We start from the raw sequence: 25,282 nt of genomic DNA, 5'->3' as shown, positions 1-25,282 counted from the left end.
GCCGTTTCGAATCAGAGGCTCTTGCCAGTGATCCGTGCGATCTCGCGGGCGACCATGTCCTCGACCATCTCGGGGAGGCGCGTGTCGAGCCAGTCCTTCAGCATCGGCCGCAGCATCTCGCGCACCACTGCTTCGAGGGGGCCGTCGCCAACCATCTGCGGCTCGAAATGCTTCGGGTTCTGCTGCCGCATCGCCGCCAGGGTCGCCAGCGAGCTGCGAGTGGCGGCGGTGACGTTCTGCGAAATCAGGCCGTCCTCCGCCGGCAGCGGATTGCTGAGCTCCAGCACATCCTCTTCCGGATCGGGTGGAGGCGACAACGGCTGCAGCCCGGCGGGCGATGCCGATTCGGGCTCCGCCGGTGCCTTGCCCGCACCGCCGCGCGAGCGCGGGCCGGGGCTCGGGCGGCTGTCGTCGGAGATGACGCGCTTGATGGAAGCGAGAATCTCTTCCATCGACGGATCCTGGTTCATGTCCCCCATAGGATTATGGTTATTGCCTATTGGTCCGGCTGTGTCACGGGGGTGATTTGCGGTTCGTCGGGCGGCCCGACCACCACCGTGCGGGTCGCCACAGGCTGCGGCGCGGGATCATCAGCCCAGTCGGAGGCGCGCCTGGAGACGCGGTTGTAGTTCACGACTGGATCGTAGAGCACCGGCCCATCGAGGTTCAGATCCTCGACCTCGGCCATGCCCATGGCGTTCAGCAGGGCGAAGCCGGCCACATAGGCATCGCGCCGTGCTGTCACGAGCTGGACCTGGCTGTTCAGCAGCTCCTGCTCGGCATTGAGGACGTCGAGCACGTTACGGGTGCCGACCGTCTGCTCGGCGCGCACGCCCTCCAGCGCCAGCGTATTGGCGGCGACGGCGGTCTGGTTCGATTCGATCGCCTCCTCCGCAGCCTGATAGGTCGCAAAGGCGGCGCGCGTCTGGGCGACGATCGAGCGCTCCAGCGCCACGCCCTGCTCCAGCAACTGGCCTTGGAACGCCTGCGCCTGGCGAACCCGAGCGCCGATGAGACCGCCCTGATAGATCGGAATCCGCGCCTGCACCCCGATGCCGGTATTGGTCTGGGTGTTCGAGGCCCCTTCCGCGAACTGCTCGTCGGCGGTGCCGAGGAAGTTGGTTGCACGCCCGGACCCGATCGCGTCCACGCTCGGCAGCCGATCAGCGCGCGCAATCGAGACGTCGAGCCCTGCGGCGCGGATCTGGGCCGCGATCGCGACCAGATCGGCATTGTTCGCAAGCGCGATCTCGACCGCCTGCTCGGGCGTGCCGGGCAGGGTGGGCAGCGGCGGCGGCGGCTGGAGGTTGTCGGGCAGATCGCCGATCACCCGCCGGTAATTCTCCTCGCTTGAGGTGAGCCGGCCCTCGGCAAGCTCCAGATTGCTCTGGGCCAATGCGAGCCGCGCCTCCGATTGCGCGACATCGGTGCGGGTGAGGTCGCCGACCTCGAAGCGGTCCCGGCTCGCCTGGAGATTTGTTTCCAGCACGCGCACCTGGTTCCGGTTGAGCGCGACGATCGAGCTATCGCGGATCACGTCCATGTAGGCACCGACCGCCTCGGTGAAGATGTCCCCCTCGGTCGCGCGCAGGTTGGCGCGGCCGGCCAGCACCCGCTCGTCGGCGGCCCGGATCGAGTTGCGAACGCGGCCGCCGTTGAAGAGTGGATAGGAGACGTCAACGCCGGCATTGATGTTGCGGCCGTTGCCGCCGCCGGTGCGAGTGAGATCCTGGTTGAAGCCCGCCGTTCCCGACACTTGCGGTCGTCCCAGCGCCCGAGCGACCGCGACGCCCTCGTCGAGGGTGCGGAGCTGCGCGCGCTGACCCGTGATAGTCGGGTTGCTGTTATAGGTTTGGATCAGCGATTCCTGCAGCGTATCCGCACTTGCTCCGCTCGCGACGAGGAGCGCGCCGAGCGCCGCCGCAGCCATTAACCCACCCCGCATCACGCTTACTCCGCTCATTAGAATGTGAAGGCCCGCGGCCGATTGAAGCCCGGCAGGATGGTGGAGGCCGAATCGGTGATCGGCGCGACGCCGAACCCCTCGCCCGCCCGCCTTCCCACCGCAATCCGGGTGACGCCATTATCCAGGATCGCGGTCGCCAGCCTGCCGCCGTCGACAAGCTGCGAGACGATGGCGTCCGGCACGAACTCGACCGCGCCGTCGATCAGGATGAAATCATAGGGCGCGCCGTCAGCGTGTCCTTGGCCCAGTGGTCCTTCAACCAGCTCGACCGAGGTGCCGGCAAGATTCGTCCGTGCGAGGGCGGCAAGCTCGGCATCTTCCTCGACCGCCACGACCGATCCCGCAAGCCGCTCCACCACGGCAGCGGCGTAGCCGGTGGCGGCACCGATCACGAGCGCCTTTTCCGAAGGCTGCGGACGCGCCTCGGTGAGCATGCGCCCGAGCGCGAGCGGAGAATTGAGTTCGCGCCCCTTGCCCAGCGGCACCATCGTGTCGGCATAGGCGATGGCGAGACACGCGTCCGGCACGAAGCGCTCGCGCGGCACGGCGCCGATCGCGGCGAGCACGCGCGGATCGCTGACCCCCGTCGTCCGGAGACTGCTCGCGACCATCGCACGGCGCATATGCTCGTAATTCTGCTCGGTCATCGCTCCGCCTTCATCGCACGGCTGTATTATTGATGCAATACACTAACTGCCTTCGCCTTCCTATCGGCTGGATTCCACCTCGCCAAGCGGAGATGCGGCGGACGCCCGCCCGAGCGCAACAGCGTGGCAGCAAAAGCCATGCCACCGTCAATCGCCTGAATTAGCGCCGGGAGCTGAACGACGGCTGTCCGTTTCCGGACGGATTCGTCCGTTTCCGGACAGCGGCAAGGCGGTTGACTTGGACGGCGTTACCGCACACATCGCCAGCCCTCGGCCCGATGGCGGAGTGGTTACGCAGAGGACTGCAAATCCTTGCACGCCGGTTCGATTCCGGCTCGGGCCTCCACCCACATTCTCTCCGCATAGTCTCTAGTGAGAGGCGGGTCAGAAAACGGCCGAGTTGTGCGGCTCCCCACGACAAGAACCATAGACAGAGACCGGTGCTAGGCTCAGCCAAAACGGCTGCCCCCTCTTTCAGTCTCCGGCATCGTTGTTGGACGTCCGGAAAGCGCCCCTAGCTGCCATTCGAAGCTGGACGGTTGAACGTCCGCTCAGCGTCGAATGTCCCCGTTACCGACGCGGCCGGCCATTCGAGTGTGCAAACATTCAGTCCTCGGCAAATTCGACAAAATGACGCGAGATTGAAGGCGATACTGCGCTTCCTGCGTCACCCAGACGTTCTGTTGCTGGCTTCAGCCAAAACATGCGAGCCGATCGCCGAGCGTCGCGAGATATTGAGCTTTGCAAACGTACGACGGACGTGCTCGCGCACCGTGTAGCAACTGATGCCGAGCTTCCGGGCGATCTCTTTGTCGCACTTGCCCTCGGCGATCAGCAAAGCGATCTGCAGTTCGCGCTTCGTCAAAATGTCCGTAGCAGTTGAGGAACTCCTGACCTGGTCCGCGGACGCGGAATCGTTGATCTCGAAGATGAGGTAAGATGTCCCCGAGCAGCGGATGCGGCCTACGGCTGCCGATCGGTCGGCGCTCTCCAGCAGCGTGCCGCTTCCGGCCACTGCCACCAGAGAATGGCCTGCGACCATGAACCGGAGCTCTACTGGATCAGCGCGACCATTGGCGAGCGTGGCAGGCTCCTCGGAGCCGGCGCTTCGGCGAAACCGATTCTGGACGTGCATCATCATGGACGCAAAAGCCCCACAACAAGCCAGAAATCAGGTCGAATCCCCCACCGTGAAAGCCGGGCGGAGGCACCACGCCCCGAAGTGGCACCCCTCCGCCGTAGCCAGCTACGCGATAGGGAGGGATGATAACATAGATTGGAAGTCGTGTCCCCGGTACGAACCGCAGGTGCCGGCGGCAGCGGAGGTTTTGCGGCGATCACGGGGCAAATCCGGCCGCAATGGCGCGGGCCAGCACCCGCGTGATCCGGACCCCCCGATTGAACAGTCCAGCGGGGGCAAGCGGCACGCCCGGGCGGCATCCCCACGCTCCCCCGGAATGAGGCCTGGGACCGGCGGTATGCACCGCGACAACCTCAGGGCGCCCCGGCGTTCGGTTGATCCAAACCGGCGCCCCGCTATGCCCCGGGCACGTGTCAACGCTGTAGAAGAGTTGGTGGGCGGTCACGCGGTCGAGGCGTTCGGCATGTTCCCACTGGGACCCGACAGGCTTGTCGGCCGGATATCCGGAAATGTGGACCAGCCGGGTGGCGCGGAGCCGCTCCAGATCCTGGCGCGACGGCGTCCAGAGGCTGAAGGAGCCAGGCGAGGGCGAGAAAGGTCGTGCCAGTTCGATGATGCCAATATCGTTTTCCGATGTCGGACGCCGCGCATAAGCCGGGTTGGCGCGCCAAGACCGCGCCCATTGCCACCCGAAAGGCCGCGCGTCCGCCGAAGAGCGTCCCGGCGTGACGCGGATCCGAGTCGCCTGGTGGGGAAGGCCAAGCCGGCGACGGATCGGGCTCATGATGCAATGGGCCGCCGTGAGCAGGCGAGTTGGGCTAATAAGAAAAGCAGTGCAGCCAGTCAGGCGACCGTCGCCGAAATCGCGCTCGATGTGGCAAACTGCGCTGTACGGAATGCGATTGGTGTGGAGAATGCGCGTGCGGCCATCGGTTGGGCCGATTACCGCATAGTCCGCATCGTCGGTGAGGCGATCGAGTGCGTAAGGCACCCGTTCTTCCAATAAATTGATCATGTCTCTCCGCCCCCTTCTCCTGAGGTTGCGGAAGGAGGAGGAGGCGGTGCGGGCGCGGCGTCTGGATCCTGACCTGTCGATTCAGGCTGGAGCTCGACGTCGGACGTCTCTTCGACCTCCGGCCGACGGAACAGCCCCAGGTGCTTGCAGAGCCGTTTGACCAGCGCCTCCGCTTCATCGTGGCCGCGCAGGTAGGTGCTGACCCGAGCAACGAAATCGTCGTTCGATGCGAAGTCTGCGATCGGTGGGCGGGCCGAGCGGCCGCTCAGGGCGTCGACTTCCTGAAGTACTATGGCGTCCAGGTCGGCCCAGGCGGAATAGCGCGAGGTGGCGGTTTGCGCGCGCATGTCTTGGCTCCTTTCAGTCGCGGCGGATCGCCCCGGCATGTTCGAACGTCGTGCTGCTGGGGTCGTACAGAAGCGGGCGCTCGCGATCCTGGAGCCAGCCCTCGTAATTGCGGGCGCGGCGCGGATGCTGCCCCTGCCGCGTCAGCCGGGCGGCCTGGACAAGGACCTGCCCGGCGGGGAGGTTTCGGATCGCCTGCTTCACGCGTGGATCCCCGCCGGCCAGACGGTGATGCTCGCGTACGCGTTGACCGATCGACTTGTTGGCTTTGGTCATGCCGATGCTGAGTGGCCGGTTCCGGTCGATGCCGGCCCGGGTGATACGGTAGACCTGCGGCCCTTGGGCGAGGAAAGGGCGGATGTGGGCTGGCACCGGCCGCCCTTGCCGAGCTGCTGCCCGCGCCGCGTCAATGTCGCGCAGGGAGACGGGCGGGGACCATCCACGCCAGCCCGGAAGCTGGCTACCAACTGCACGCGCGGAGGTCTGGCGGCGTGCCGCGCGCGAAGGACGCCTGCGGGCCGCTTCGTCGAACGAGCTCCCGCAGCGAGTGCATCCGCAGCCGCAATGGGAGCGTGCACTGCTAGTGAGGGCGGCAGCCTCCATGACAAGAGTATCGAGCTGCTCATCTAGGTAGGACATGTTCTCCTCCCTTTCTCGAATGCCCTCCCCGCCGAGATTGACGGGCCTCGCGCTGCTCGCGCGCGGGCAACGGCAGCGCCGCCCGAGCAGGCCTTGGGGTGCGAATTCCCAGATAGCCGGCGATGTTGGCGTGGGGGCAAAGCTCGGGCTGCAGCAGTGCCGCGGGAGCTGACATCAGCGAGACGACGCCCGGGCCGTGGCCGGCGACCGTGCTCTCGCCGTGCACCACGACACCGATTGAAACATGACCTTCAAGCCGGGAGCGGCCGAACCGGTTGTCGGCGTCCATGATCGCCACGATGTCGCCGAAACGGAGCGTGCCCAAGCGGTATTTCGCCACCATTTGCGGATCCGAAAGCTGAATGTCGTAATCGCCGCGAAGGACGTTGTTCCGCCCAAGGCCGGAGCCCATCACGCGGGCCGGAATTCGGTGCGTCACGCGCGCATGAATCCTGCCGCTGCGGGCCTGCGGTCGCCAGCGAGCCAACAGGCGAGGCGAGATGTTCCAGAGCGCGACCTCCGGGAAGTCGATCAGTCGCAGCCCCAGCCCGTAGGCCCAAACCTGCACCTGATCACCGATTCGCATCCGGCGCATCGTCGTCACGGGAAAGTCGACGAGTACATAGTCGACGCCGCCATGCTTGCCGGTGACGACGCCGCGGGCACCCACGGCGGGCCCCGATGTGACAACTGCGTGGTTGCCGACGCAGGCGTAGCTCTGCAGCGCCTGGTTTGCCGCGTCGGCGCCGGTCCCGCTCCCTCGTCGGTCGCTGCGGATCGAGACGGCCGGCTCGACGTGGTCGCCCGCTATGCCCACGCATGGATCACCCACTCGTTGGTTGAGGACGATGCCGCCCGTGCCGATCAGCGAGCGCGGCTTCCCGTCATAGCCGATGCGATACGGCGAGGCGCCCTCCGTGGGAGCGGCGACGGCGCCGGCGACGCTGATCATCACCAGCTCATTCGCATTCGTGCGCAAACCGAGTGAGGCCGGGCCGATCCGCTCGTGCTTCACGCCGCCGCCTCCACCTGCGCGAGGGGGCGCCACAAAGCACAAGCGTTTCGCCAAAGGTCTTCCGGCGGCTCGTCTTCATTCCCAGATTGCTCGTCGATTTCCCAGTCGCTGTCGTGCCAACCGTCGGGGAGCGCGAGGATAACCGGAGCGACCACCTGCACGATCGCCGCCGTACGACCACTTGCAGCCAGCGGCACGACGGCCGGCGAAAGAGCGCTGTCGGAAACGCCAGGGACCTGCGCCCATCGGCGGAATGGAAAGTCAAGGAGTTGCAAGTAGTCGCACAGCGGCGGCGGGCTACTGTCGAACGTCGCCATGGTGAGGATGAAGCTGCTCTCCGGCTGGAGCGCGGCTGCCAGTGCGATCGCGTCCCGGGCGCAGTCATCGAGTGGTGCGGACGCAATGGCGCCCGCTTCCTCAAGGCGCCGCTGCAGGGTTGCGCAGCAGCTTTCGAAACGGGGAAGCAACCCGGTCTCCAGCCGGTCGGGAAGCGCGCTCTCATATTGCGCGTCTCCTATCCAATGGACGCGGGAGGACAGCCGGCCGTTTTGCCAGGTTCGCCTCCAGGGCTCCAACTCCTGGGCCATCTCCTTCAGCAGGCCAGCCCGGGCTCCGTCGGCCAGCCACCCGCCACCCATCCGCTCCGGTTGGTTCCGGTAGAATGTGTCGTTGTCCAGCAGCGTATAGAAACCGCGCGGCAGCCAGACTTCGGCGGTTCTCGACAGGGCCAGCGTGACCAGCAATCCCATTGGGGACAGCGCGAAGGTGGCGTCGACGACGATGCTGGGCGGGCGCCATCCGAGCCTCACGGACAGTGGGAGCTCTGATCCCATCTTAGCGTCCCTTCTCGTCCCACGCGCCTAGGCGGCGATCCTTGAGGCGGTGCGGGCACTGAGGCCCTCCGACCAGTGCAGCCGGTCCGCGTCGGTTCCGGCAAAGCGGCGGCCCTCGCGGGTGAGCCGATAGGCCGCGATCCAGGCCTCGGCCTGCGACCCGACGGTCCTGGCATCGGATTCGAATGCCACCGCATCAATCGAGGTTCGGAAATCATTCTCGGCCACGTACCGAAGCACACGCCGTCCGGAATCTGCCATCTTCGCGCGCTGCGACATTTCGGAGGCGCCGCCGAGGTGGCGGTTCGCGACCGCCTCGATCACGTCCCACTTTGTATTGGCGTCGAACGACTTCTTGATGTCGGGGGCGTCGAGCAGCTCGAAGATCTGCTGCAGATACTGACCGACCTCCCGCGTCAGCGCGAGGATGTTGCCGTAGCTCGACCGATCGAGGTGGTAGCGCAGGTCCGTTCCGACCCGCTGGATCGTGGCGACCGACGCGAACGGGCGATCGTTGATCTGGTTGCTGCCGCGAATGACCTGGCCGATCGTCAGATCCCGGAAGTATTGCGACAGCGCGTTCATGAAGGCGACGAGCTGGAAGTGGAAGCTGCGGTTGACGATCGCCCCGCCGGGCACCGGTGCCCGGCCATAATTGAAGACCCGGCGATAGGCGATCAACCTGTCCCGCCGCTTGTAGCGCAGCGGCTGCCACTTCTCGAGGATATAGAGGCCTCGCGCGCCGGGGCCGCGCTGGATCCTCATCTGGCCGTTCTGGAACAGGCGGCGCAGCACCGCGACGACTTGAAACAGCTTCATCCGCTCCATCTGGTAGATGTAGTAGAGTTCGGCTGAAGCCTGGAGCTGCGGCGGGATGATGGACTCGTCGAAGTCGTTGCGGAGCATCGGCACGGGAAGTGCGTCGAACGCCTTGACCGGGCCTTCCCCCAAACCGACGAGATCGGAAAAGCTCGGCGGCGCCGCACTCGACGAGCGCTGCAGCAACTCGCCGTAACGATCCTCGAACTCGCTCTCGAACGCCGCCCGATCCGCCGCCGACAATCCCGGAAGCTCGTCTCGAAAGAAGCGCTGGAAAAGTCGCTGAATGACCTCGTTGGATGCGTTTTCCATTTCAGGACCTCATTCTGCTCGATTGGCGGGAGGCACGTTCCTCAAGCGGGTGGGGGATTGCCTTGGGTATTCGTCGCGGTCAGATCCGCTGCGGCCTGGATTGCCGCCCAGGTCGAGGGGACGAGGTCGTAAAACCTGCCGATCTCTTCTGCCGTCATCTGGGTCGGAAGGCCGCGGTCAAATTGCTCCGCTGCCTTCAGCATCCGATCTATGAACTTGTTGCGCTGGTCTTCGGGCGACTTCTTTTCGGCAAATTTCACGATCGCCGCGAGAGAGCCGAAGCGGGCGCTGTTGATCCAAATCCCCGGCAGGGTTCGATCGACGATGTCGCCGCTGACGTCGACAGCGGCCGCAAACAATGCGGTGATATTGTCCCTGCCGGTGCGTCCGGCCGAACGCGCCGCAACTTCAATGCCGTCAGCGGATTTGGCGATCCGTTCGAGGTGCTCGGACGCATTCTGTTGCCGCTGACCCAGCTCACGGATCGCATCCTCCACTCGCAGCGTCGCCTCAGCCACCTCGCGAACGGCGCCCTGCACGTCACGCGTGCCGGTGGCTTCAGCGAGTTTGTCGATCGCCTGCGCAGCAGCCAGGGAGGCGTTGAGGTGCAGCAGCTCCATCGCGGCTGCCTTGCTTTCAACGGGGATATCGAACTCGGCCATGGTTCTACTCCTGTCTCGAAGGGTCCTACACGTCCGAACTGTAGTCGGCGCGACCCTGGAACCTGCTCGCCAGGATGCTGGCGATCGGATTGGGGATAGGAATGGTCGATGCCGCGGCAACATCGGCACCAAGCTGTTGCAGCAGCGCGCGGATCCGCCGGCAGATCAACGATTTGCCTTCGCCTTGGCCAAACAGGTTGGCGACGTGGCAGGATGGGGACAGGGACCGCACCAGGCGCTCCGTCTGCAGTTCTTCCTGATAGGCAGTCTGGAGCTCACGGATCAGTAAGGGGTGGCTCGCATCGGCAGGGACATCGCCGTCAGTCGCGGCGCACAGCGCGTCGCCCACGGCCGTAAGGCTCTGTTTGAGCCCGTCGCCGAAATTGCATAGTCGGGAACCAATCCTTCCCGGGCCAGGTATGCTGAGGGCATCGAGAATCAACTTGCCGGTGGCAGCGCATCTGCGCTCAGGCTCCCCGGTGGCTCCAGGGTCGCTGCCCACCGCATAGGCGTCGATCGCACGGTCGAGCTTGAACAGGAGGAAATCAAGCAGGATCTGGCACGCGACCGTACTGTCGTCGCACGCACATCCGCTGAAGCAATCGATCTGCTCGAGCATGAACCCCCGGACGAGGGTGAGTTCGATCAGCCGCTTGGCCCCTTCGTCAGGTCCGCCGACGCCATAGAGGCCATAGACGAGGATCGGGGGGCGGGAGACGTAGAGCAGCCGCGTGCTCCCGGACATCTCGAAGGCGTCCACGAACAGCTGCAGCGCTGACATGAAGGTAATGAGCGGCGGGGATTCCGGCGAAGTGTTCGAGATGGGCGTCGCCAGCGGCACCTTGGTCGGCTGCCCGTACTGAATCAGCCGCTTGAAACGGTGTATCAGCATTGACGAGGCCGTCGAAAGTTCACGCAGTCCCTCGATACTCGCGCCGGTGGATAGGTCGACCAACTCATCCATCGCGGCGCCGAGGGCATTTTCCTCGAGCAGGGCGCGAAGGTCGGATTGGCCGCTTTCATCCAGTTTGCGGATGAGGTTACGATAGGCTTCCAGCCCCCGAGGCCACCCTTCCTGATCAAGCGATGCCTCGACGGATCCGGTGAGGCTCCGAAGGGCGGTGATGACCGCGTTGCGGCGGGCCTGGAGTTCGCCTGCGGCCACGCGGGTCAATGAGGTGCTGCGGGTCACTCCGTTCGCGGCTAGCCCATCGCCAATCGCGACCAGGATCAGGCCGGCCAGCACGTCGCAGCTTTGCGCCAAGCGGCGGAAAGGGATGCTGCTGCCATCGCTGAGCGCGCCCACGTAGCGCGCCAGCCGGGCATATTCGCTGAGCGAGCGCCGGGCCGCCATTGCCCGGTCATGATTGCTCGCATCGAGCGCGAGGCGGGCGGCGGCGAGACCGTCGGCGGCAAGCTGCCGCACTGCACGTCCCCATCCCACCAGTTCCACCCGCAGGTCCTTGAGCTCCGACGATGTGGTGAGCGTCAGAAGATCGCGCTCCAAATCATCGCGCGCCTGAATGAGTTCGGAAGAGGCCACACCGCTGATAGCGGTGCCAACAGCCTGTTCAGGTATCGAGGAGTAGGGAAGGCCCGCCTGCTCCCGACGTTGCCGGTCCGCCTCCTGCGGATAGCGCATCAGCAGCGCACTCGCGATCTGCGAAGGATCCCTGGGGTCGCTCACCCGCAATGCCTTGCGCAGCAAATTGTCGACGGCGATCGTTCGCGTCGACCGCGAGCTCGAAGTGCGGGTGCCGTTGGTCGTGAAAGCGTCGTTCATGACATTTCACCTCATGCTACGAGAGCGAGTGGAGTGGGTTGGTCGCCTCGGGTGCGCTCGCTTTGACGGCGCGCCAGGTGAGCGATGACCAGCTTGGAAAGTGCCTCGGGTTTCGCTCCCGCCTCGAGTGCAAGGCGGCTTGCGGAGAGGAGAAAGCGTGGCGGGAGATCTGGAAGCCGGCCGGCGGCAAGCTCTACGCCGCCGCGGCGGATCCGCGCTTCGTCCCCACGGGTGAACGGGATCGCATCGGCGAGCGCATGTTGGCCCAGAGCGCGGCGCGGTTGATAGGCGATCTCGTCCACAACCGCCGGCGCGATGCGGGGAACCGCCGACAGCAGGACCGGAGGCAATCTGTGGCCCCGGCGCGGGTCATAAAGAGTGCGCCAGACCTTCTCGACGCGCGCAGCCTCTTCCGGGAACCCCATGCGCCGCAGCATCTCCGCCAGGATCAGCACCCTGATCCAGCCCGTCGGATGGGCGCCGCCCGGCCGATAGGTGAGCGCTCTTGCCCCGGGATGGGCGAGAAACTCCATCATTCCCCAAGTCGAGGCGGTGCCCCCGAGCAGCAAAGCCGCGAGGTCCGCGAAAATCTCTTTGTGCCAGCGGCGGAAGATGGTGACGACCAGCGGATCGAAGCGCATCCGCGCCAGGCGATTGCTGACTGCGCCTGCATTCTCATGCCACAGGCCCATGTCAGCCTGCAGATTGTGAGCGACTTCGTGCAGGAACACCGGTTGCCAGGGATTGTCGCGATCCCACGGAATGCGAATGACGGGGAACGGGTTGCTGTCGCCGAGCAGGCGCGCCAGGGCGACGCCCCGTCGCTGCGTCGCCGGCGAATAGCCGTGTTCCATATAGGTCAGGGGCTTGAGCAGCGGGCCGCCGAACACTGAGGGGAGGGCGGCGCGCACTGCATTGTAGCAGTCCAGCGCGATCGCGTCGTGAGCTGCGAGAGCTGGCGCGAAGGCGGAGCCGCGCTGCGACATCACTTCGAAGAACATGCCGAAGGTGCGGCGAAGGCGGTCGATCCGACGATCGAGCATGGCCATCTGGGTGAGCGCCGCTTGGGGATCGGCGGGATTCCACTGCCGCTCAACTTGGGCGAATTGCTGGGCGATGACGCGGCTAATCTTGGCGAGACGCCGATTGGCTGCCTGGAAGTGGGCGCGGGACGGAGCGTAGGGCAGGTCCTGGAGCCGCAGACCTACTCGGCGAGGCGTCAGGCGGTTCAGACGCTGGGCCCGGGCCTTCAAGGCCTTGAGCTTCGTGTCTAGAAACCGCCTGGTGGAAGAGCCCGCACGCATGGCTGCGATCCTTTCCCGCGCTCGCTTCTTACCGGGGCCTGATCGTGATGATCGACGGACCACGCGTGACGATCCGCCGGCGCCGGCCGACGCCTGGCCCGCCGCCATACCCGCGCAGGCCGCCGCCTAGCCCGCCCGCTCTCCGGCCGACGCCGGCAGCAGCGCGCCGCACGATCCGCTGACCGCGCGGCGACGGTCGCACCAGCTGGCGGCGCAGCCGAGGATTCCGGTTTGCGACGCGCTGAGCAGTGCGGGCCAGAACGCGAGGCCGAACTGCAGCCGGCGTGCGCCGGGCGACGCCTGTGCGATGCACGCTTCGCGCGATGCGCGGGAGTGCCCGGATGGCGGTCGGGCCGCCGCGGTTGACCAAGTTCGTCGCCGCGCGGCGGACCGTGCGGATCGCCTGGACACGCTGAGCGGCCGGCATTCTTGCCGCCGCCGGCCCGAGGACGCGGCGGGCAGCCACGGCAGCCGCGACGGGGATTGCGGAGCGCTGCCTAACCGCGAGCTCGGCGAAGGCGTCGAGAGCCTCTTCCTCCGAGGCCTCGTCAGCCATCAGGCGGCCAACGACATTTGCGACCCGACCGATCGCCTGCGCCTGCGGGAGCGGAATCGCACTTGCGATGGGTCCGACGACGCGGGCGATCTGCCCAACGACCGGCGCTGCTCTGCGAACGGCGCCGGCGACACCACGGGCAGCGCGTGCCGCACCGCGGGCGACGCGGCGGACACCACGGGCAATCCGCCGAAAGAACTCGTCTGTGTCCTCGGCGGCGAGGGCAAAGGCGAGTGCCTCGTCCCAGGCATCCTCGTCCATCTCCTCGTCCGACTCGTCGAAGCCGTCGAACTCGTCGCCCTCGTCCATCTCGTCGCCGGCATTCATCTCGTCGAACGGCGTCGTCTCGTCATATTCGTCGCCTTCGTCGTACTCGTCGCCTTCGTCGCCTTCGTCGCCCTCGTCTGCCTCGTCGAAGCCGTCGCCCTCGTCCGTTTCGTCGAATTCGTCGTAACTGTCGGCTGAGCCCTCCGCCTCATCGAAGGCGAGGTCGTCGAACATCGATTCCTCATACCCGTCCATGTTGAGATCTCCTTGCGAGCGGTTGGCCCCTTGAGTGGCGGGAGCCAGCGGTAAACGCCCGCCCCATAGTCCGCCTGCTGAGAAGCCGTCTCAAGTCGGCAGGTTCTGGTAGTCGGTTCCGACGACTTGACAGGGGCCGATGAATCGCTCCGACAGTAATCGACGCGCACGTGGGCAGCCTACCTGACCTAAGGGTGCCCATGGTCCGCATTCACCCTACGCCGCCTGAATTCAGGACGTCAGCTCCAGGCCAATTTCAGCCGTTGCGCTGCCGGCTTTCGATGACTGGGATGGGCGCTTTCCTGCCTTTCAACTCTGCAAGGCTGCAGAGCACCGACACATATTCACTCATGAGATAATTAGTATTGCGCCCTGGTCCCGATTACGGCACCTTCATCTGAGACGCGCCGCAGAGCGCGCTTTGCGATGGAGGGGTACATGCGGATTCGGGCTTGCTGCATTGGTGCATCGGCTTTCGCTCTGGCTTGGAGCGGGACGGGCTTTACCCAGACACCGCCTGCTGATCCGGGCGCATCCACGGAACAGGCCGAAGATCCGACGCCGCGCCAGGGCGACATCATCGTCACCGCGCGTCGCCGCAGCGAAAATTTGCAGACGACGCCACTCTCGGGCTCGGTGCTGACGGGGACCGATTTGGCGAACAAGGGCGTCGCCAACGTCGACGCGCTGCAGTTCGCGGCGCCCAGCATCGTCGTCAACAATTTCGGCCAGGGCATCGACTTCAACGTCCGCGGCATCGGTAAGGGCGAGCACAACACCCAGACCGCGACTGGCGTCATTACCTATCGTGACGGCGCGCCGACCTTTCCGGGCTATTTCCAGCAGGAACCCTATTACGACATCGCCAACATCCAGGTGCTGCGCGGCCCGCAGGGAACGATCGTGGGGCAGAACGCGACGGGCGGCGCAGTGTTCGTCAACAGCAACGACCCGATCATCGGCGGCGGATCGCGCGGCTACATAAGCGCCAATGTCGGCAAGCACTCCGAGTTCGGCACGCAAGGCGCGCTCAACCTTCCGGTCAGCGACACCTTCGCAGCCCGCATCGCGGTTTACGGCCTGCGACGCGACGGCTTCTATGACATCACCGGCCCGGGCGGGAGCGACTATAACGGCAATAACGGCGACCAGCGTCATCTCGCCGGGCGGCTGAGCCTGCTCTGGAAACCTACCCCCCAGCTGTCGATCCTGTCGAAGACCGACCTCGTCTATCTCGACATGGGAGCGTACCCGGCGTCGCCGTTCCGGGACTATTATCGCTTTTTCCCGATCGGCAGCACCACGCCCAATCCCACGTTCAGCGATCTGTTCGATCTCAGTCTCAACTCTCCGCAGGAAGCCCGGGACAAATTCTACCGCACCATCCTCAGGGTGAATTATGAGTTCGACAGCGGGCTCCAGCTCCGCTCGGTCAGCGGCTTCTCCGAGGGCAACACCAAATACCGTGCCGACCTCGACGGAACGGCGACCATCAACTCCACCTTTTTCGACAGCGTCGATGAGCGGCAGTTCTCGCAGGAGCTCACGCTGATCTCGCCCGATACGGCGCGCTTCACCTATCTGGCCGGCCTCTTCGGCATCTGGAACAAATATACCTTTCGCGAGCCCTTCCAGTTTCTGATCGGCACGCCCGCCGGCAACGCCGCCACCGAATATCGCCTCGAAGGCATCAATCCGAACCGCTCGCTCGCAGCCTTCGGTCAGGTCGGCTTCGCGATCACTCCTGAACTCAAGCTCGAGCTCGGTGGGCGCTACACGGCCAGCCGTAGCCGGAACGACGTCGACGTGCTGCAATTCGGCGTGCCGATCGTTGCCGAGCAGCTGACGCAATCGGACGATTTCTCCTACAAGGTCTCGCTCGGCTGGGAGGCCAGCCGCGACCATTATCTGTACGCATTCATCGCCACCGGCTTCAAGCCAGGAGGCCTCAACGTGCCAGTGGGCTTCGGTCAGCCCGAGCCCTTCGGCCCGGAAACCGTCACCTCATATGAAGCAGGCTGGAAAGCCAATTTCGCGGACCGGCGCATCCGGACCGCGGTGAGCGCCTTCTACAATGAATATCAGGACTTCCAGGTCATCATCGGTAATCCCACGATTCCGGTTTTCGGTCTCGAAGTGAACGTGCCGGGCACGACCAAGATCTACGGTCTTGAGGCCGAGGCGGAAGCAAATTTCGGGGCGTTCAGCTTCGATGTCGGCTTCAACGTCCTCCGCAGCGAGCTTGGCCAGTTCTTCGCCACCGATCCGCGCGCCATTTCCCTGACGCCCTGCAACGTCAATACCGGTCCGGCCAGCGCCACGTGCCTCAATCTCAAGGGCCGCGACCAGACCTATGCGCCTGATTTCACCTTCAACGTCGGCGCCGAATATAGATTGGACCTTGGCGGCGACAGCACACTTACCCCACGGCTCAATTACGGCCATATCGGAGCGCAGTGGGCGACCCTGTTCCAGAACCGCGCCCGCGGCGATCGGATCGAGGAGCGCAACATCCTGAACGCTCAGCTCGCCTACAACAGGGGGAGCCTGACGGTCACCGCCTACGCCACCAATCTCACCAACCAGCATTATCCGGCGGCGCTCAATAGCGGCCTCTATTTCGCCGGGGCGCCGCGCCAATATGGCCTCAAGATCCTGAAGGCGTTCTGAGGCATCGAGCCGCCGCTCGCGCGATTCTGTGCGAGCGGCGTCGAGGCCTTGCCGCTGTCGAAAGCCGCGATGCAGAAATTTGGACTGACCGTAGACAAGTTCCTGGACCATGCTGCCAAATGGTTCGGAGCGAGCCAGGTGGTGTGGGCGGAAGACGGATCCGTACGAGCGAGAGTCGGCTATGCCGAGCTCAGGGAGCGAGCCAGTTGCCTCTCGGGAGCCCTTGCCGCGCTGGGACTCCGCGCCGGCGACCGCGTCGGCACGCTTGCCTGGAACACGCTCCATCATCTCGAGGTCTATTATGGCGTGATGGGCATGGGCGGCGTCTGCCACACGCTGAACCCGCGCCTGACCCCGGCGCAGCTCGCCGCCATGATCAACGAGGCCGACGATCGCATCCTCGCGGTGTCGGCAAGCCTGATCCCGCTGCTTCGCCAGATGCTCGCCGACTGCCCGCGAGTTGAACATGTCGTCCTGCTCGATGACGCTGATCCCGCCGAGGCGGGGCTCGGGGGATCCCCCCCGCTCCTGCAGCTTGAGACGCTCAGGTCCAGCCACGGCAAACGGCATCCCTGGGGGAACTTCGACGAGGAATCGCCGGCCGGGCTTTGCTACACGTCGGGCACGACCGGGCGTCCAAAGGGCGTGCTTTACACCCACCGCTCCAACTACCTTCATACGCTGCGCGCGCTCCAGGCGGATGCCGTCGCCGTCACCGCCCGGGACGTGGTGCTGCTGGCGGTGCCGATGTTCCACGCCAATGGCTGGGGACTTCCTTTCGCAGTGCCCGCCGCCGGTGCCAAGCTCGTCCTCCCCGGCCGAACCCTGGATGGCGGATGTCTGGCTCGACTGATCCGCGACGAAGGCGTCACCGTCGCCGTCGGCGTGCAGACCGTATGGCTAGGGCTGGCCGATCATCTCGAGCGAACAGGCGAGCGGCTGCCCACTCTGGAGCGCGTGCTGATCGGCGGCTCAAATTGTCCGGAAGCGCTTCTTCGGCGCCTCGAGGAGGGTCTTGGGGCGCGCGTGCAGACCAGCTGGGGGATGACAGAGCTCTCGCCCATTGGAACGATGTCTCCTCCCGACCGCGAGCCGGACGCCGCCGGAACGGCAGGCAAGCCGCCGATCGGCCTGGACCTCAAACTGAGCGACGCCGAAGGGCGAACGCTGCCCGAGCAACGCAATGTGCTGGGGCATTTGAAGGTCAGGGGCGCAAGTGTCGTCGACCGCTATTTTCAGGCCGATGCGGACGCGCTTGACGACGAGGGCTATTTCGACACGGGCGACCTCGCGACAATCGACGATTTCGGCAACCTCACCATCTGCGGCCGCGCAAAGGACCTCATCAAGTCCGGCGGCGAGTGGATCAATCCAGCTGAGATCGAGACGATCGTCGGCGCCCATCCCGGCGTCCGCCACGTGGCTGTGATCGCCCGGCCCGATGAGAAATGGGGAGAGCGCCCCGTGCTGGTCGTGGAGCGGGAGAATGCCGGCGATCCATGCACGCTGCTCGATCTCCTGCGCGGCAAGGTCGCAGACTGGTGGATACCGGACATGATCGCGGACGTGCCGACAATGCCGCTCGCCGCCACGGGCAAGATCGACAAGAACCGGCTGCGTGCAGATTATGAGACCGGAGCGATTGTCGCTCAGCAGGCCTGATCAGCCGCCTATTTGCAGTTGGAAGCCGGCGGAGGCAGCGGCGGCGCTGCCAATCCGACATTCCAGTTCCAGCCGATGCCGCCCGCTGCGCGCCGGCGGCACATCACCGCCTCGTTCAGCTCGAACATGCCCGGCATTAGATCCTCACGTGCTTGCGGAGTGTCGCCGAAATGGATGTAGGCCGCGGTCTTGCCGTAGGCCGGCCAGACAGGAGCACGCCGAGCGCTCGGACGGCCGCTCCGCGCGAAGCTGGTCCAATAGTCGATCATCGCATCCGACAAAGTGCGCTCGCGAGGCGTGTCCGGAACTGCGGGCCAGCGGGGCGGCGTCCCGTTGAAGGTGCCGAAGAGGTAGGGCAGCTCGGCCGCGTGGAAGGCGTGCAGTCCGGCCTGCTCGGAGGCCGGATAACCATGATCAAAGAGGTAGAGGTAGGAGGGCTGAGCGATCGCGGTCTGGCTGCGCACCAGCCGTTCCGACGTCCAGCCATAGAGGGCGTCGCGCGTGGTCGCGAGGATGCTCTCCTTGTAATCCGCGGCAGGATAGATGCGCAGGAATGCGTCCGCCAGATCAGCGTAGCGGGTCCTGATCTCGCGCTCATAGTCGGCCACCGTTGGCGGCGCCTTGGGCGCAAGCACGGTGAGTGACCTGATCTCGCCCTCATTGAAGCCCGCCAGCACCGGCACGGGCGCCTGCTCACCTGCATCGAACGTCTCGACCATCTGCTTGGGGAGCACCTGGCCGTCGACGTTGCCGAAGGGGAAGAAGCCGAGCTTGGCTGCCGCGTCGGTCAGCTGCTGAGCATCCACGGCACGCAGCTTCGCGGGGTCGGGCGCCTGCAGCGCCGTCGCCAGGAACTGCCCTGCGCCTTCCGCGGCCGGAGCGCCATGCACGCCGTTCCGCAGCTCCGGCATCGAGATCATGTAGGCGCTCTGCGCGATGGCACGGCTGAAGAGGCCGCGCGCCGCAGGCGACGACATCAGATACATGACACTCAGCCCACCGGCGGATTCACCCGCGATCGTGACGTTCCCGGGATTTCCGCCGAATGCCCCAATGTTCTTCTGGATCCACTTCAGCGCCGCGATCTGATCGAGCAGTCCGTAATTGCCTGAGACGCGCTGCGGGGTCTCCGCGCTCAGTCCTGGATGAGCGAGCCAGCCAAGCACGCCGAGCCGGTAGTTGATCGACACCACCACGACACCCCGTTCGGCGAGTCGGCGGCCGTCATAGAGCGGCTCGCGGCTGGACCCGGTGGTGAGAGCGCCGCCATGGATCCACACCAGCACAGGCGCAGCCTTGGCGCCTCGCGGGGACCAGACATTGAGCGTGAGGCAGTCCTCGCTCACCGGCAGCGGATCGCCTGAATAGATCGAGACCGTTTTGGCCTGCGGCTGCACGCAAGCAGGCCCGAAATCGGTGGCACGCCGCTCCCCTGCCCATCGCGCCATCGGCGCCGGAGGCCGCCAGCGCAGCGCGCCGACCGGCGGCTTGGCGTACGGGATGCCGCGATAGACGCCTACGTCCTGCTCATAGGTGCCGCGGACCTTTCCCGCCGGAGCGTTGACCGCCGGCCCCGGAACCGCGCCGACCCCGGCGCTGCCAAGCGTCAGCGCAACCAAGCTCCCAAATATCTTCATCAAACGGCTTCCTGCTTGCGGAGGGTTCGCGCGAGCCAAAGAAAAAGGCCGATCGCGACGGCATAGAATGGCGTGAGCGTGTAGAGCGCGAGCTGCAGCGAATTGGCGGCGCCGCCTGCGGCGAACCAGTCGCTTGCCGCGCCGACCCAGGTCGGCCCGAGCCCAAGTCCGATGAAGTTCATGACCAGCAGCAGCAGGGCGCCTGCGAGCACGCGTTGGTTCGGCGGCACCTCCTCCTGCACCAGCGTCACCGAGCAGGACAGGTAGAAATAGTTGAAGAACATCACGACCGTCAGCAGCAGCAAGGCCAGCGGCCAAGACGGAGCCCAGACGAAAGCCAAGTAGAATGGCGCCGCGATCGCGAGAGACGCAGCGGGCGCGGTGGCAAAGGCGCGGCGCGATCCCCGTGTCAGGCGATCGATGACCTTGCCCGACACCACCATGCCGCCGCCCATTCCGATGACGATCACCAGCGCATACCACACCGCTACGTCGGAAAGCGTCATCCCCTTCTCGCGCATCAGGAACAGCACCGCAAAATTGCCGAGGCCGTACGTCACGAACTGCGTGGCGCCGCTGCCGAAGGCGGCGAGCGTCAGCACCGGATTGGCGAAGAAGGCCCGGATGGTTCCGAAGAACGGGGCCTGCGCCGCTGGCCCCCGCGGCGCGCCGGCATCGGTGGCGCCCCGTGCCGGCTCGGGCACAACGAATGGCAGCGCGATCGCCGCCGCGATTCCAACTATGCCGATCGCGACGAATGCGTCACGCCAGTTGAAAGCGGCCGCAATCGAGGCGCCGAGCGCAACCCCGAGCGCCGCCCCGATCGGCGGGCCGAGATTATAGATGCCGAATGCCAAGCCGCGCCGACCGGGCGGAAAGCTGTCGGTGATGAGCGCGTAGGAAGGCGGAACGCCGCCCGCCTCTCCAAAACCCACGGCCATCCGCGCAACCACGAGCTCGGGATAGGTCCGCGCCAAGCCGCACGCCACGGTCGCGGCGCTCCAGATCCCGCAGGCGGCGGTCAGCACGGCCACACGGTTGGTCCGGTCGGCGAACCAGCCAACCGGAATGGCGATGAAGCAGTAGAACATCGCGAAATACAGACCGCCGATGAGACCGAGCTGCCCGTCCGTCACATGCAAGGTGTCCTGGATCGGCTTGGCCAGGATGCCGAGCAGCTGACGGTCCAGGAAATTCAGGACATAGACGAAGGTGAGTATCGCGAGGACAACCCCAGGACTGCGCCGGGCTCGACCCTCTGCCGGGTGGGCCGGAGATGGTGCGGCAATCCCGCTTTTGTTCACCGCCACCAACCTCTCCCAAGGCCTCGCTTCTTTCTGCGACAGTGACAGCACAGCGACCTTCCTGTCAACGCACGCTCACTCGTGCGTGAATAAACTGCGGCCGGCGCTTGACGGTGAGCGCGTTAGGCGGGAGTGACGATCACCTGATGACAAGCGAGAAGCCCATCCGCCGCTCCCGCAAGGCCGAACAACGTGCCGAGACGATGGAGCAGATATTCGACGCGGCGGAGGAGCTTTTCTCCAAGCACGGCCTGCACGGCGTCACCCTGAAGGACGTGGCCGTTCGCGTCGGCGTCCACCACACGCTGCTCAATTATTATTTCAGCGACAAAAAAGCCTTGTTCGACGCCGTCTTCGCACGCCGGGCAGTGGTCACCAGCGAACGCAGGATGCGAGCGCTGGACGAATATGAAGCTTCGGCTGGAGGAAAGCCAACCGTCGAGGGCGCGCTCCACGCCTTCCTCGACACCGACCTCGACACCTACATCGAGGGTGGCGAGGGCTGGCGGAATTACGCCAAGCTCGGCGCGCAGGTCTCAAACACGCCCGAGTGGGGCGCGAGTCTGATGGACCAGCATTTTGATCCCGTTGTCCTGCGGCTGATCGATATCCTCAAGAAAGCGCTCCCGGATTGCGCGGAGCAAGACATCTTCTGGGGCTATCACTTCGTGACAGGCGCCTTGATGCTGACGCTCGCGCGCACCGGTCGCATCGACAAACTGTCGCACGGTCTGTGCCGATCAGAGGATTTCGCAGCGGTGAAGCAGCGCATGGCCACTTTCATGGCCGCCGGATTCCGGGCCATATGCAAGTAGAGCATGGGCGCAACAGAGGCTCGTGGACCCGTTGAGCGTCTGCTTTCGGTGCACGCTGGAACGGGAATGAATGTCTGGGTGCATAGCAGTCCTAGACCGATTGCTCACTAAGCGCCCAAGAAGGTCGCTTGGTCCTCCCACGCCAGCGGCATTTGCTGAAGAAACCACTTCGTCTCGAGACCCACCGGCATGGCGCCCGCTGCCAGCTGCTTCTGTATCGACGGGGCAAGGAGGCCCAGCATCATCAGGCGCCGGTGACGCCGCTCTCGCGGGGCTTCCGCCCTGTGATGAATGCGCCTGTCTAGCGGTGACGTAGAGTAGCGCTGAAGGAGATCGCGAGCCGACCTCCACAGCGTCGGCAGAGCCCCCTGCCCGCCAAGCTGCTTCGTCTGGCCTACCGAGCCGCCGCGGAACCTCGGGGACGATCGACGATGAACCGGATTGCCCCATCGCGATCTGCTGCGACTCGTCCACCCGGCAGTCGCTCCTGAAGGCGCTGCATAACCCAGTCGGCCGGCTCGTGAGGTTCTGCAATTCCGGCTGGATCGATGATCTGGTGGAGGCTTCTCTCGCGGACCTCTACTGCCCTCACCAACGAGAGGATCTCGTTACAGGGCAGCGGCTCGCTGGAGCCAAGCACCCGTCCAATAGTGCGTAGCACGAGGTCCTCAAGCCCGGCGGCTGCCACACGCAAGACCGCGCCGTCACGGCGAGATGTTTGAACAGTCGGCAGCGCATTAGCCGAGACGTAGTATCGATAGAGTCGTCCGCCGCGGCCGTAGCTGAAGCAGCTGGCATGGGCGCCCCCTCAGCATCGACCACACGGCCGATTAAGGGGCATAGAGTTTGTCGCCTTGGCTTGTTGTGCCGCGCTCGCCGATTGGCGGCGAGCGCCTCCCCCACCTTTTCGAACAGCTCGCGGCTAATGATCGCCTCATGCTCGCCCTCGTGCCGAACGCCGCGATGCACGACCTCCCCCAGATAAAGGCGGTTCTGAAGTATGTAGTAGAGGGCTCCGCAGCCTAGCGGGACACCGCCAATCTCCCTCCCGGAACGTCCGACCCATCGCTTCGACACAACTCCGGCGGCACGGAGCTCCTTCATCAGCTCAACGCCGGAGCCGAGCTCCAGGTAGCGGGTGAAGATATGCCGCACCTGGGCTGCGTCAGCCTCATTGAGCACTAGCCTCCGATCGCCAAGGCCATATCCCAGCGGCAGGTTCCCGCCATCCACATGCCCTTCGCCTTGGACGCAGCGACCTTGTCGCGGATCCGCTCGCCTGTGACCTCCCGCTCGAACTGCGCAAACGACAGAAGCACGTTGAGGGTCAACCGGCCCATGCTGGTGGTGGTGTTGAAGGCTTGGGTGACGCTGACGAACGATACTCCGCGGACATCCAGCCGCTGCACGATGTGGGAGAAGTCCATGAGCGAGCGCGTCAGGCGATCGACCTTGTAGACGACAATCACGTCGACCCGTCCAGCATCCACGTCCGCCAGAAGCTGCTGGATAGCGGGGCGGTTCATGTTCCCGCCGGAGAACCCTCCGTCATCATAGTGCTGCGCAAGGACCTGCCACCCCTCCCCCGTCTGCGACTTCACGATAGGCTTCGCACGCCTCGCGCTGAGCATCGAGCGTGTTGAAGACCTGATCCAGTCCCTCCTCGGTCGATTTCCGCGTGTAGATGGCGCAGCGCTTTATGCTTTTCTGCCCCGCCTCGATCATATCGTGGACTTCGGCCGAAGACCAAAGAAGCGGTGCCCGTTCCAGCGCGTGCCGGTGATGGCGCGAGCCGTTTCGGAGAGGCTTCGGTAGGTCGTACCCTGGTGCAGAAAGCCGTGTTCCAGCACCTCAACGTCGTGTCTCAGGCCCTGCCACTCGCGGACGCGTCGTGTTTCCGGGATCAAGGCAGGAGATGACGGTGTCGCCCGGTCCGACTTCAGAAGGCGGATCGTCGCTGCATCGAGACCGCCGAAGGCGTCGGCCTGAATGCGCCATGCCAAGAGGCGCGAGAGCAGTTCGGTCGAGCGCATCTTCGGCGGCTCGCCGTATCGACGGCGCCATTCCTCCCTCAGACCGGTGAGGTCGAGCGCCGTAAGCGCTCGAACCTCCTCCCTCACTTTAGCCGCATACTTCACGCCGCGGGCTCGGCGCTGCCTGACCCGACGATCGGCCCGGGCAAGGCTTCGGTCATTCGCCCAGTGCAAGTTCGGCAGGTCGTGAAGCCGCATCCTGCCATCCGCCCCCTAGCGCGCGGAACAGATCGACCTGTGCGCGGACGATGCGGGCATCGGCTGCCGCGAGATCGGCTTCGGCCTCGGCAAAGGTCCGTTCGGTGTCGAGCAGCTCGAGCGATGCGATTTCCCCCTCGCGCTGGCGTGCGCGCGTGATGCGAACAGCCGTGTCGGCATCCGCCCGTGCGGCGGCAAGAGCAGCGCGCCGCTCCAGTTCACGAGCATAGTTCGAGAGCGCCGTCTCCGTCTCCTCCAGGGCGGTGAGCACCGTCCCATCGAACTCCGCCAGCGCCGCCTGTGAGTCCGCTTCGGAGCCGGCGATGCGGGCGCGTATGCCTTCGCGATCGAACGACCAGTTGATCAGCGGGCCGAGCAGGAAACCCACTGCGCCGCCGGTAAAGAGATTGCCGAGGCTGGTTGCGGTCGAACCCAGGGAACCGCCGAGCGTGACGCGCGGGTAGAGATCGGCAGTCGCGACACCGATCCGCGCGGTCGCCGCGGCGAGTCGGCGTTCGGCCGCACGCACGTCGGGCCGACGCGCGAGCAGGGCTGCGCCGTCGCCGACCGGAATCGGTCGGTCGAGACGCGGCGCAGTCTCCCGCGCACCGGCGATCTTGGCCAACTCGCCCGGGGCGCGACCGGTGAGGGTAGCGAGCCTGAAGAGCGCCGATTGCCGCTCCGCCGCAATCGCCGGCACTTCCGCCTGGCGCTGGTTGCGCAAGGCGGCGATGCGGGCGACGTCGAGGCGCGTGGCGAGGCCGACCTCGCGGCGCCGCTCCGTCAGCTGTATCGAGCGGTCGAGCAAAGCGACGATCCGCTCGGCCACGTCGAGCCGCTCGGCGGCCGAGGCGGCGTCGGCATAGGCACGGGTCGTCGCGGCGGCGACGGCGACGCGGACGGCGTCCGCGTCGGCGGCCGCGGCGGCAACGTCGCCGCGCGCCGCTTCAACTCCGCGCCCGACCCTTCCGAACAGATCGACCTCGTATGAGACTTCCAGCCCGGCGTCCAAATTCCAGCTTTCGCTGTCAGTACCGGCAACACGCTGGGCCTCCGGTAGGCGGGCGTAGCTGGCACCGGCACCGATGCCGCCCTTCGGCAATCGATCGGAGCGCACCTCGCGCAGCACAGCCCGGGCCCGGGCGAGCCGCGCCACGGCGACACGTATGTCGGTATTGGCATTCAGCGCCTCGAGGACGAGGCTGTCCAGCACCGGATCCTGGTAGAGCTGCCACCAGCGGTCGTGCGCCGCCTCGGTGGCGCTGACCGCCGGACTGGTCGAGAGGAAGGGGCCGGTCTGTGCCACCCGAGAGGAGGGAGCGACATAGTCCGGCCCCGCCGCGCAGGCGGCAAGCGCGAGCGCGGAAGCGGTGGCGAGGAACGTGCGGAAGGCGTTCATGACGA

General features: G+C 65.6%; 23 protein-coding genes and 1 tRNA gene. 4 read left to right on the top strand and 20 right to left on the bottom strand.

Features of this window, described 5'->3' with window-relative positions:
* Positions 1-11 precede the first annotated feature (11 nt).
* Genes AC5JBD_RS11350 through AC5JBD_RS11340 form a run of 3 tightly spaced genes read right to left on the bottom strand, consistent with a single transcriptional unit; the run spans position 12 to position 2,613 of the window.
* Positions 12-452: a DUF2497 domain-containing protein gene (locus AC5JBD_RS11350; RefSeq protein WP_495721903.1), complete on the bottom strand. Its 441-nt coding sequence runs from the start codon at positions 450-452 to the stop codon at positions 12-14.
* 44 nt (positions 453-496) lie between these two features.
* Positions 497-1,963 (bottom strand): TolC family outer membrane protein, encoded by a 1,467-nt coding sequence (locus AC5JBD_RS11345; RefSeq protein WP_495721902.1) that lies wholly within the window; start codon positions 1,961-1,963, stop codon positions 497-499.
* On the bottom strand, positions 1,963-2,613 hold the full coding sequence (locus AC5JBD_RS11340) for a protein-L-isoaspartate O-methyltransferase family protein (RefSeq protein WP_495721901.1): 651 nt from the start codon (positions 2,611-2,613) through the stop codon (positions 1,963-1,965). The genes AC5JBD_RS11345 and AC5JBD_RS11340 overlap by 1 nt, the downstream gene beginning before the upstream one ends.
* 272 nt (positions 2,614-2,885) lie before the next feature.
* Between AC5JBD_RS11340 and AC5JBD_RS11335 the strand changes: the two genes are divergently transcribed.
* A tRNA-Cys gene (locus AC5JBD_RS11335) sits at positions 2,886-2,959 on the top strand.
* A gap of 321 nt (positions 2,960-3,280) precedes the next feature.
* On the opposite strand, the gene AC5JBD_RS11330 is transcribed toward AC5JBD_RS11335, so the two are convergent.
* The 11 genes from AC5JBD_RS11330 to AC5JBD_RS11280 all read right to left on the bottom strand — a co-directional run bounded on the left by AC5JBD_RS11330 (position 3,281) and on the right by AC5JBD_RS11280 (position 13,559).
* Complete coding sequence (locus AC5JBD_RS11330) at positions 3,281-3,754, bottom strand: helix-turn-helix transcriptional regulator (RefSeq protein WP_495721900.1); 474 nt, start codon at positions 3,752-3,754, stop codon at positions 3,281-3,283.
* Between the two features lie 196 nt (positions 3,755-3,950).
* Complete coding sequence (locus AC5JBD_RS11325) at positions 3,951-4,769, bottom strand: trypsin-like serine peptidase (RefSeq protein ID WP_495721899.1); 819 nt, start codon at positions 4,767-4,769, stop codon at positions 3,951-3,953.
* On the bottom strand, positions 4,766-5,116 hold the full coding sequence (locus AC5JBD_RS11320; RefSeq protein ID WP_495721898.1) for a hypothetical protein: 351 nt from the start codon (positions 5,114-5,116) through the stop codon (positions 4,766-4,768). The genes AC5JBD_RS11325 and AC5JBD_RS11320 overlap by 4 nt, the downstream gene beginning before the upstream one ends.
* A 13-nt stretch (positions 5,117-5,129) precedes the next feature.
* A complete protein-coding gene (locus AC5JBD_RS11315; RefSeq protein WP_495721897.1) occupies positions 5,130-5,486 on the bottom strand; it encodes a hypothetical protein in 357 nt (118 codons plus the stop codon).
* Positions 5,487-5,736: 250 nt separating this feature from the next.
* Entirely contained in the window at positions 5,737-6,768 is a 1,032-nt protein-coding gene (locus tag AC5JBD_RS11310; RefSeq protein ID WP_495721896.1) for a DUF4438 domain-containing protein, read from the bottom strand.
* Positions 6,765-7,601 carry a hypothetical protein gene (locus tag AC5JBD_RS11305; protein ID WP_495721895.1) on the bottom strand — a complete coding sequence of 279 codons (837 nt, stop codon included), beginning with the start codon at positions 7,599-7,601 and terminating at the stop codon, positions 6,765-6,767. The genes AC5JBD_RS11310 and AC5JBD_RS11305 overlap by 4 nt, the downstream gene beginning before the upstream one ends.
* Before the next feature lie 27 nt (positions 7,602-7,628).
* The gene (locus AC5JBD_RS11300; RefSeq protein ID WP_495721894.1) at positions 7,629-8,732 is read right to left on the bottom strand and encodes a hypothetical protein; all 1,104 of its coding nucleotides are present in this window, start codon (positions 8,730-8,732) and stop codon (positions 7,629-7,631) included.
* A 41-nt stretch (positions 8,733-8,773) separates the two neighbouring features.
* Complete coding sequence (locus AC5JBD_RS11295) at positions 8,774-9,394, bottom strand: hypothetical protein (RefSeq protein ID WP_495721893.1); 621 nt, start codon at positions 9,392-9,394, stop codon at positions 8,774-8,776.
* A gap of 25 nt (positions 9,395-9,419) precedes the next feature.
* Positions 9,420-11,177 (bottom strand): hypothetical protein, encoded by a 1,758-nt coding sequence (locus tag AC5JBD_RS11290; RefSeq protein ID WP_495721892.1) that lies wholly within the window; start codon positions 11,175-11,177, stop codon positions 9,420-9,422.
* An 11-nt stretch (positions 11,178-11,188) separates the two neighbouring features.
* The gene (locus tag AC5JBD_RS11285; protein WP_495721891.1) at positions 11,189-12,481 is read right to left on the bottom strand and encodes a hypothetical protein; all 1,293 of its coding nucleotides are present in this window, start codon (positions 12,479-12,481) and stop codon (positions 11,189-11,191) included.
* A 28-nt stretch (positions 12,482-12,509) separates the two neighbouring features.
* Complete coding sequence (locus AC5JBD_RS11280) at positions 12,510-13,559, bottom strand: hypothetical protein (RefSeq protein ID WP_495721890.1); 1,050 nt, start codon at positions 13,557-13,559, stop codon at positions 12,510-12,512.
* Positions 13,560-13,997: 438 nt separating this feature from the next.
* Here AC5JBD_RS11280 and AC5JBD_RS11275 point away from each other — a divergent pair, with 438 nt between their 5' ends.
* The gene (locus AC5JBD_RS11275) at positions 13,998-16,229 is read left to right on the top strand and encodes a TonB-dependent receptor (protein WP_495721889.1); all 2,232 of its coding nucleotides are present in this window, start codon (positions 13,998-14,000) and stop codon (positions 16,227-16,229) included.
* 69 nt (positions 16,230-16,298) lie between these two features.
* Complete coding sequence (locus AC5JBD_RS11270; RefSeq protein WP_495721888.1) at positions 16,299-17,891, top strand: AMP-binding protein; 1,593 nt, start codon at positions 16,299-16,301, stop codon at positions 17,889-17,891.
* An 8-nt stretch (positions 17,892-17,899) separates the two neighbouring features.
* Here the strand turns inward: AC5JBD_RS11270 and AC5JBD_RS11265 are convergent, their stop codons facing one another.
* Both AC5JBD_RS11265 and AC5JBD_RS11260 read right to left on the bottom strand, forming a co-directional pair.
* Complete coding sequence (locus tag AC5JBD_RS11265) at positions 17,900-19,528, bottom strand: carboxylesterase/lipase family protein (RefSeq protein ID WP_495721887.1); 1,629 nt, start codon at positions 19,526-19,528, stop codon at positions 17,900-17,902.
* Positions 19,528-20,838, bottom strand: a complete 1,311-nt coding sequence (locus AC5JBD_RS11260) for a spinster family MFS transporter (RefSeq protein WP_495721886.1) — start codon at positions 20,836-20,838, stop codon at positions 19,528-19,530. The genes AC5JBD_RS11265 and AC5JBD_RS11260 overlap by 1 nt, the downstream gene beginning before the upstream one ends.
* 140 nt (positions 20,839-20,978) lie before the next feature.
* Here AC5JBD_RS11260 and AC5JBD_RS11255 point away from each other — a divergent pair, with 140 nt between their 5' ends.
* Complete coding sequence (locus AC5JBD_RS11255) at positions 20,979-21,647, top strand: TetR/AcrR family transcriptional regulator (protein WP_495721885.1); 669 nt, start codon at positions 20,979-20,981, stop codon at positions 21,645-21,647.
* Between the two features lie 588 nt (positions 21,648-22,235).
* Here AC5JBD_RS11255 and AC5JBD_RS11250 read toward each other — a convergent pair.
* From AC5JBD_RS11250 to AC5JBD_RS11235, 4 genes are all read right to left on the bottom strand, one after another.
* Positions 22,236-22,802 carry a recombinase family protein gene (locus AC5JBD_RS11250; protein ID WP_495722004.1) on the bottom strand — a complete coding sequence of 189 codons (567 nt, stop codon included), beginning with the start codon at positions 22,800-22,802 and terminating at the stop codon, positions 22,236-22,238.
* A 26-nt stretch (positions 22,803-22,828) separates the two neighbouring features.
* Complete coding sequence (locus AC5JBD_RS11245) at positions 22,829-23,248, bottom strand: recombinase family protein (RefSeq protein WP_495721884.1); 420 nt, start codon at positions 23,246-23,248, stop codon at positions 22,829-22,831.
* Between the two features lie 120 nt (positions 23,249-23,368).
* Positions 23,369-23,878: a DUF2924 domain-containing protein gene (locus AC5JBD_RS11240; protein ID WP_495721883.1), complete on the bottom strand. Its 510-nt coding sequence runs from the start codon at positions 23,876-23,878 to the stop codon at positions 23,369-23,371.
* On the bottom strand, positions 23,838-25,277 hold the full coding sequence (locus AC5JBD_RS11235; RefSeq protein ID WP_495721882.1) for an efflux transporter outer membrane subunit: 1,440 nt from the start codon (positions 25,275-25,277) through the stop codon (positions 23,838-23,840). Before AC5JBD_RS11235 ends, AC5JBD_RS11240 begins: the two co-directional genes overlap by 41 nt.
* Positions 25,278-25,282 lie beyond the last annotated feature (5 nt).

It is taken from the genome of Allosphingosinicella sp., assembly GCF_059502505.1.
Note: the sequence above shows the minus strand (reverse complement) of the source record. Positions and strands in the feature narration are given on the sequence as shown.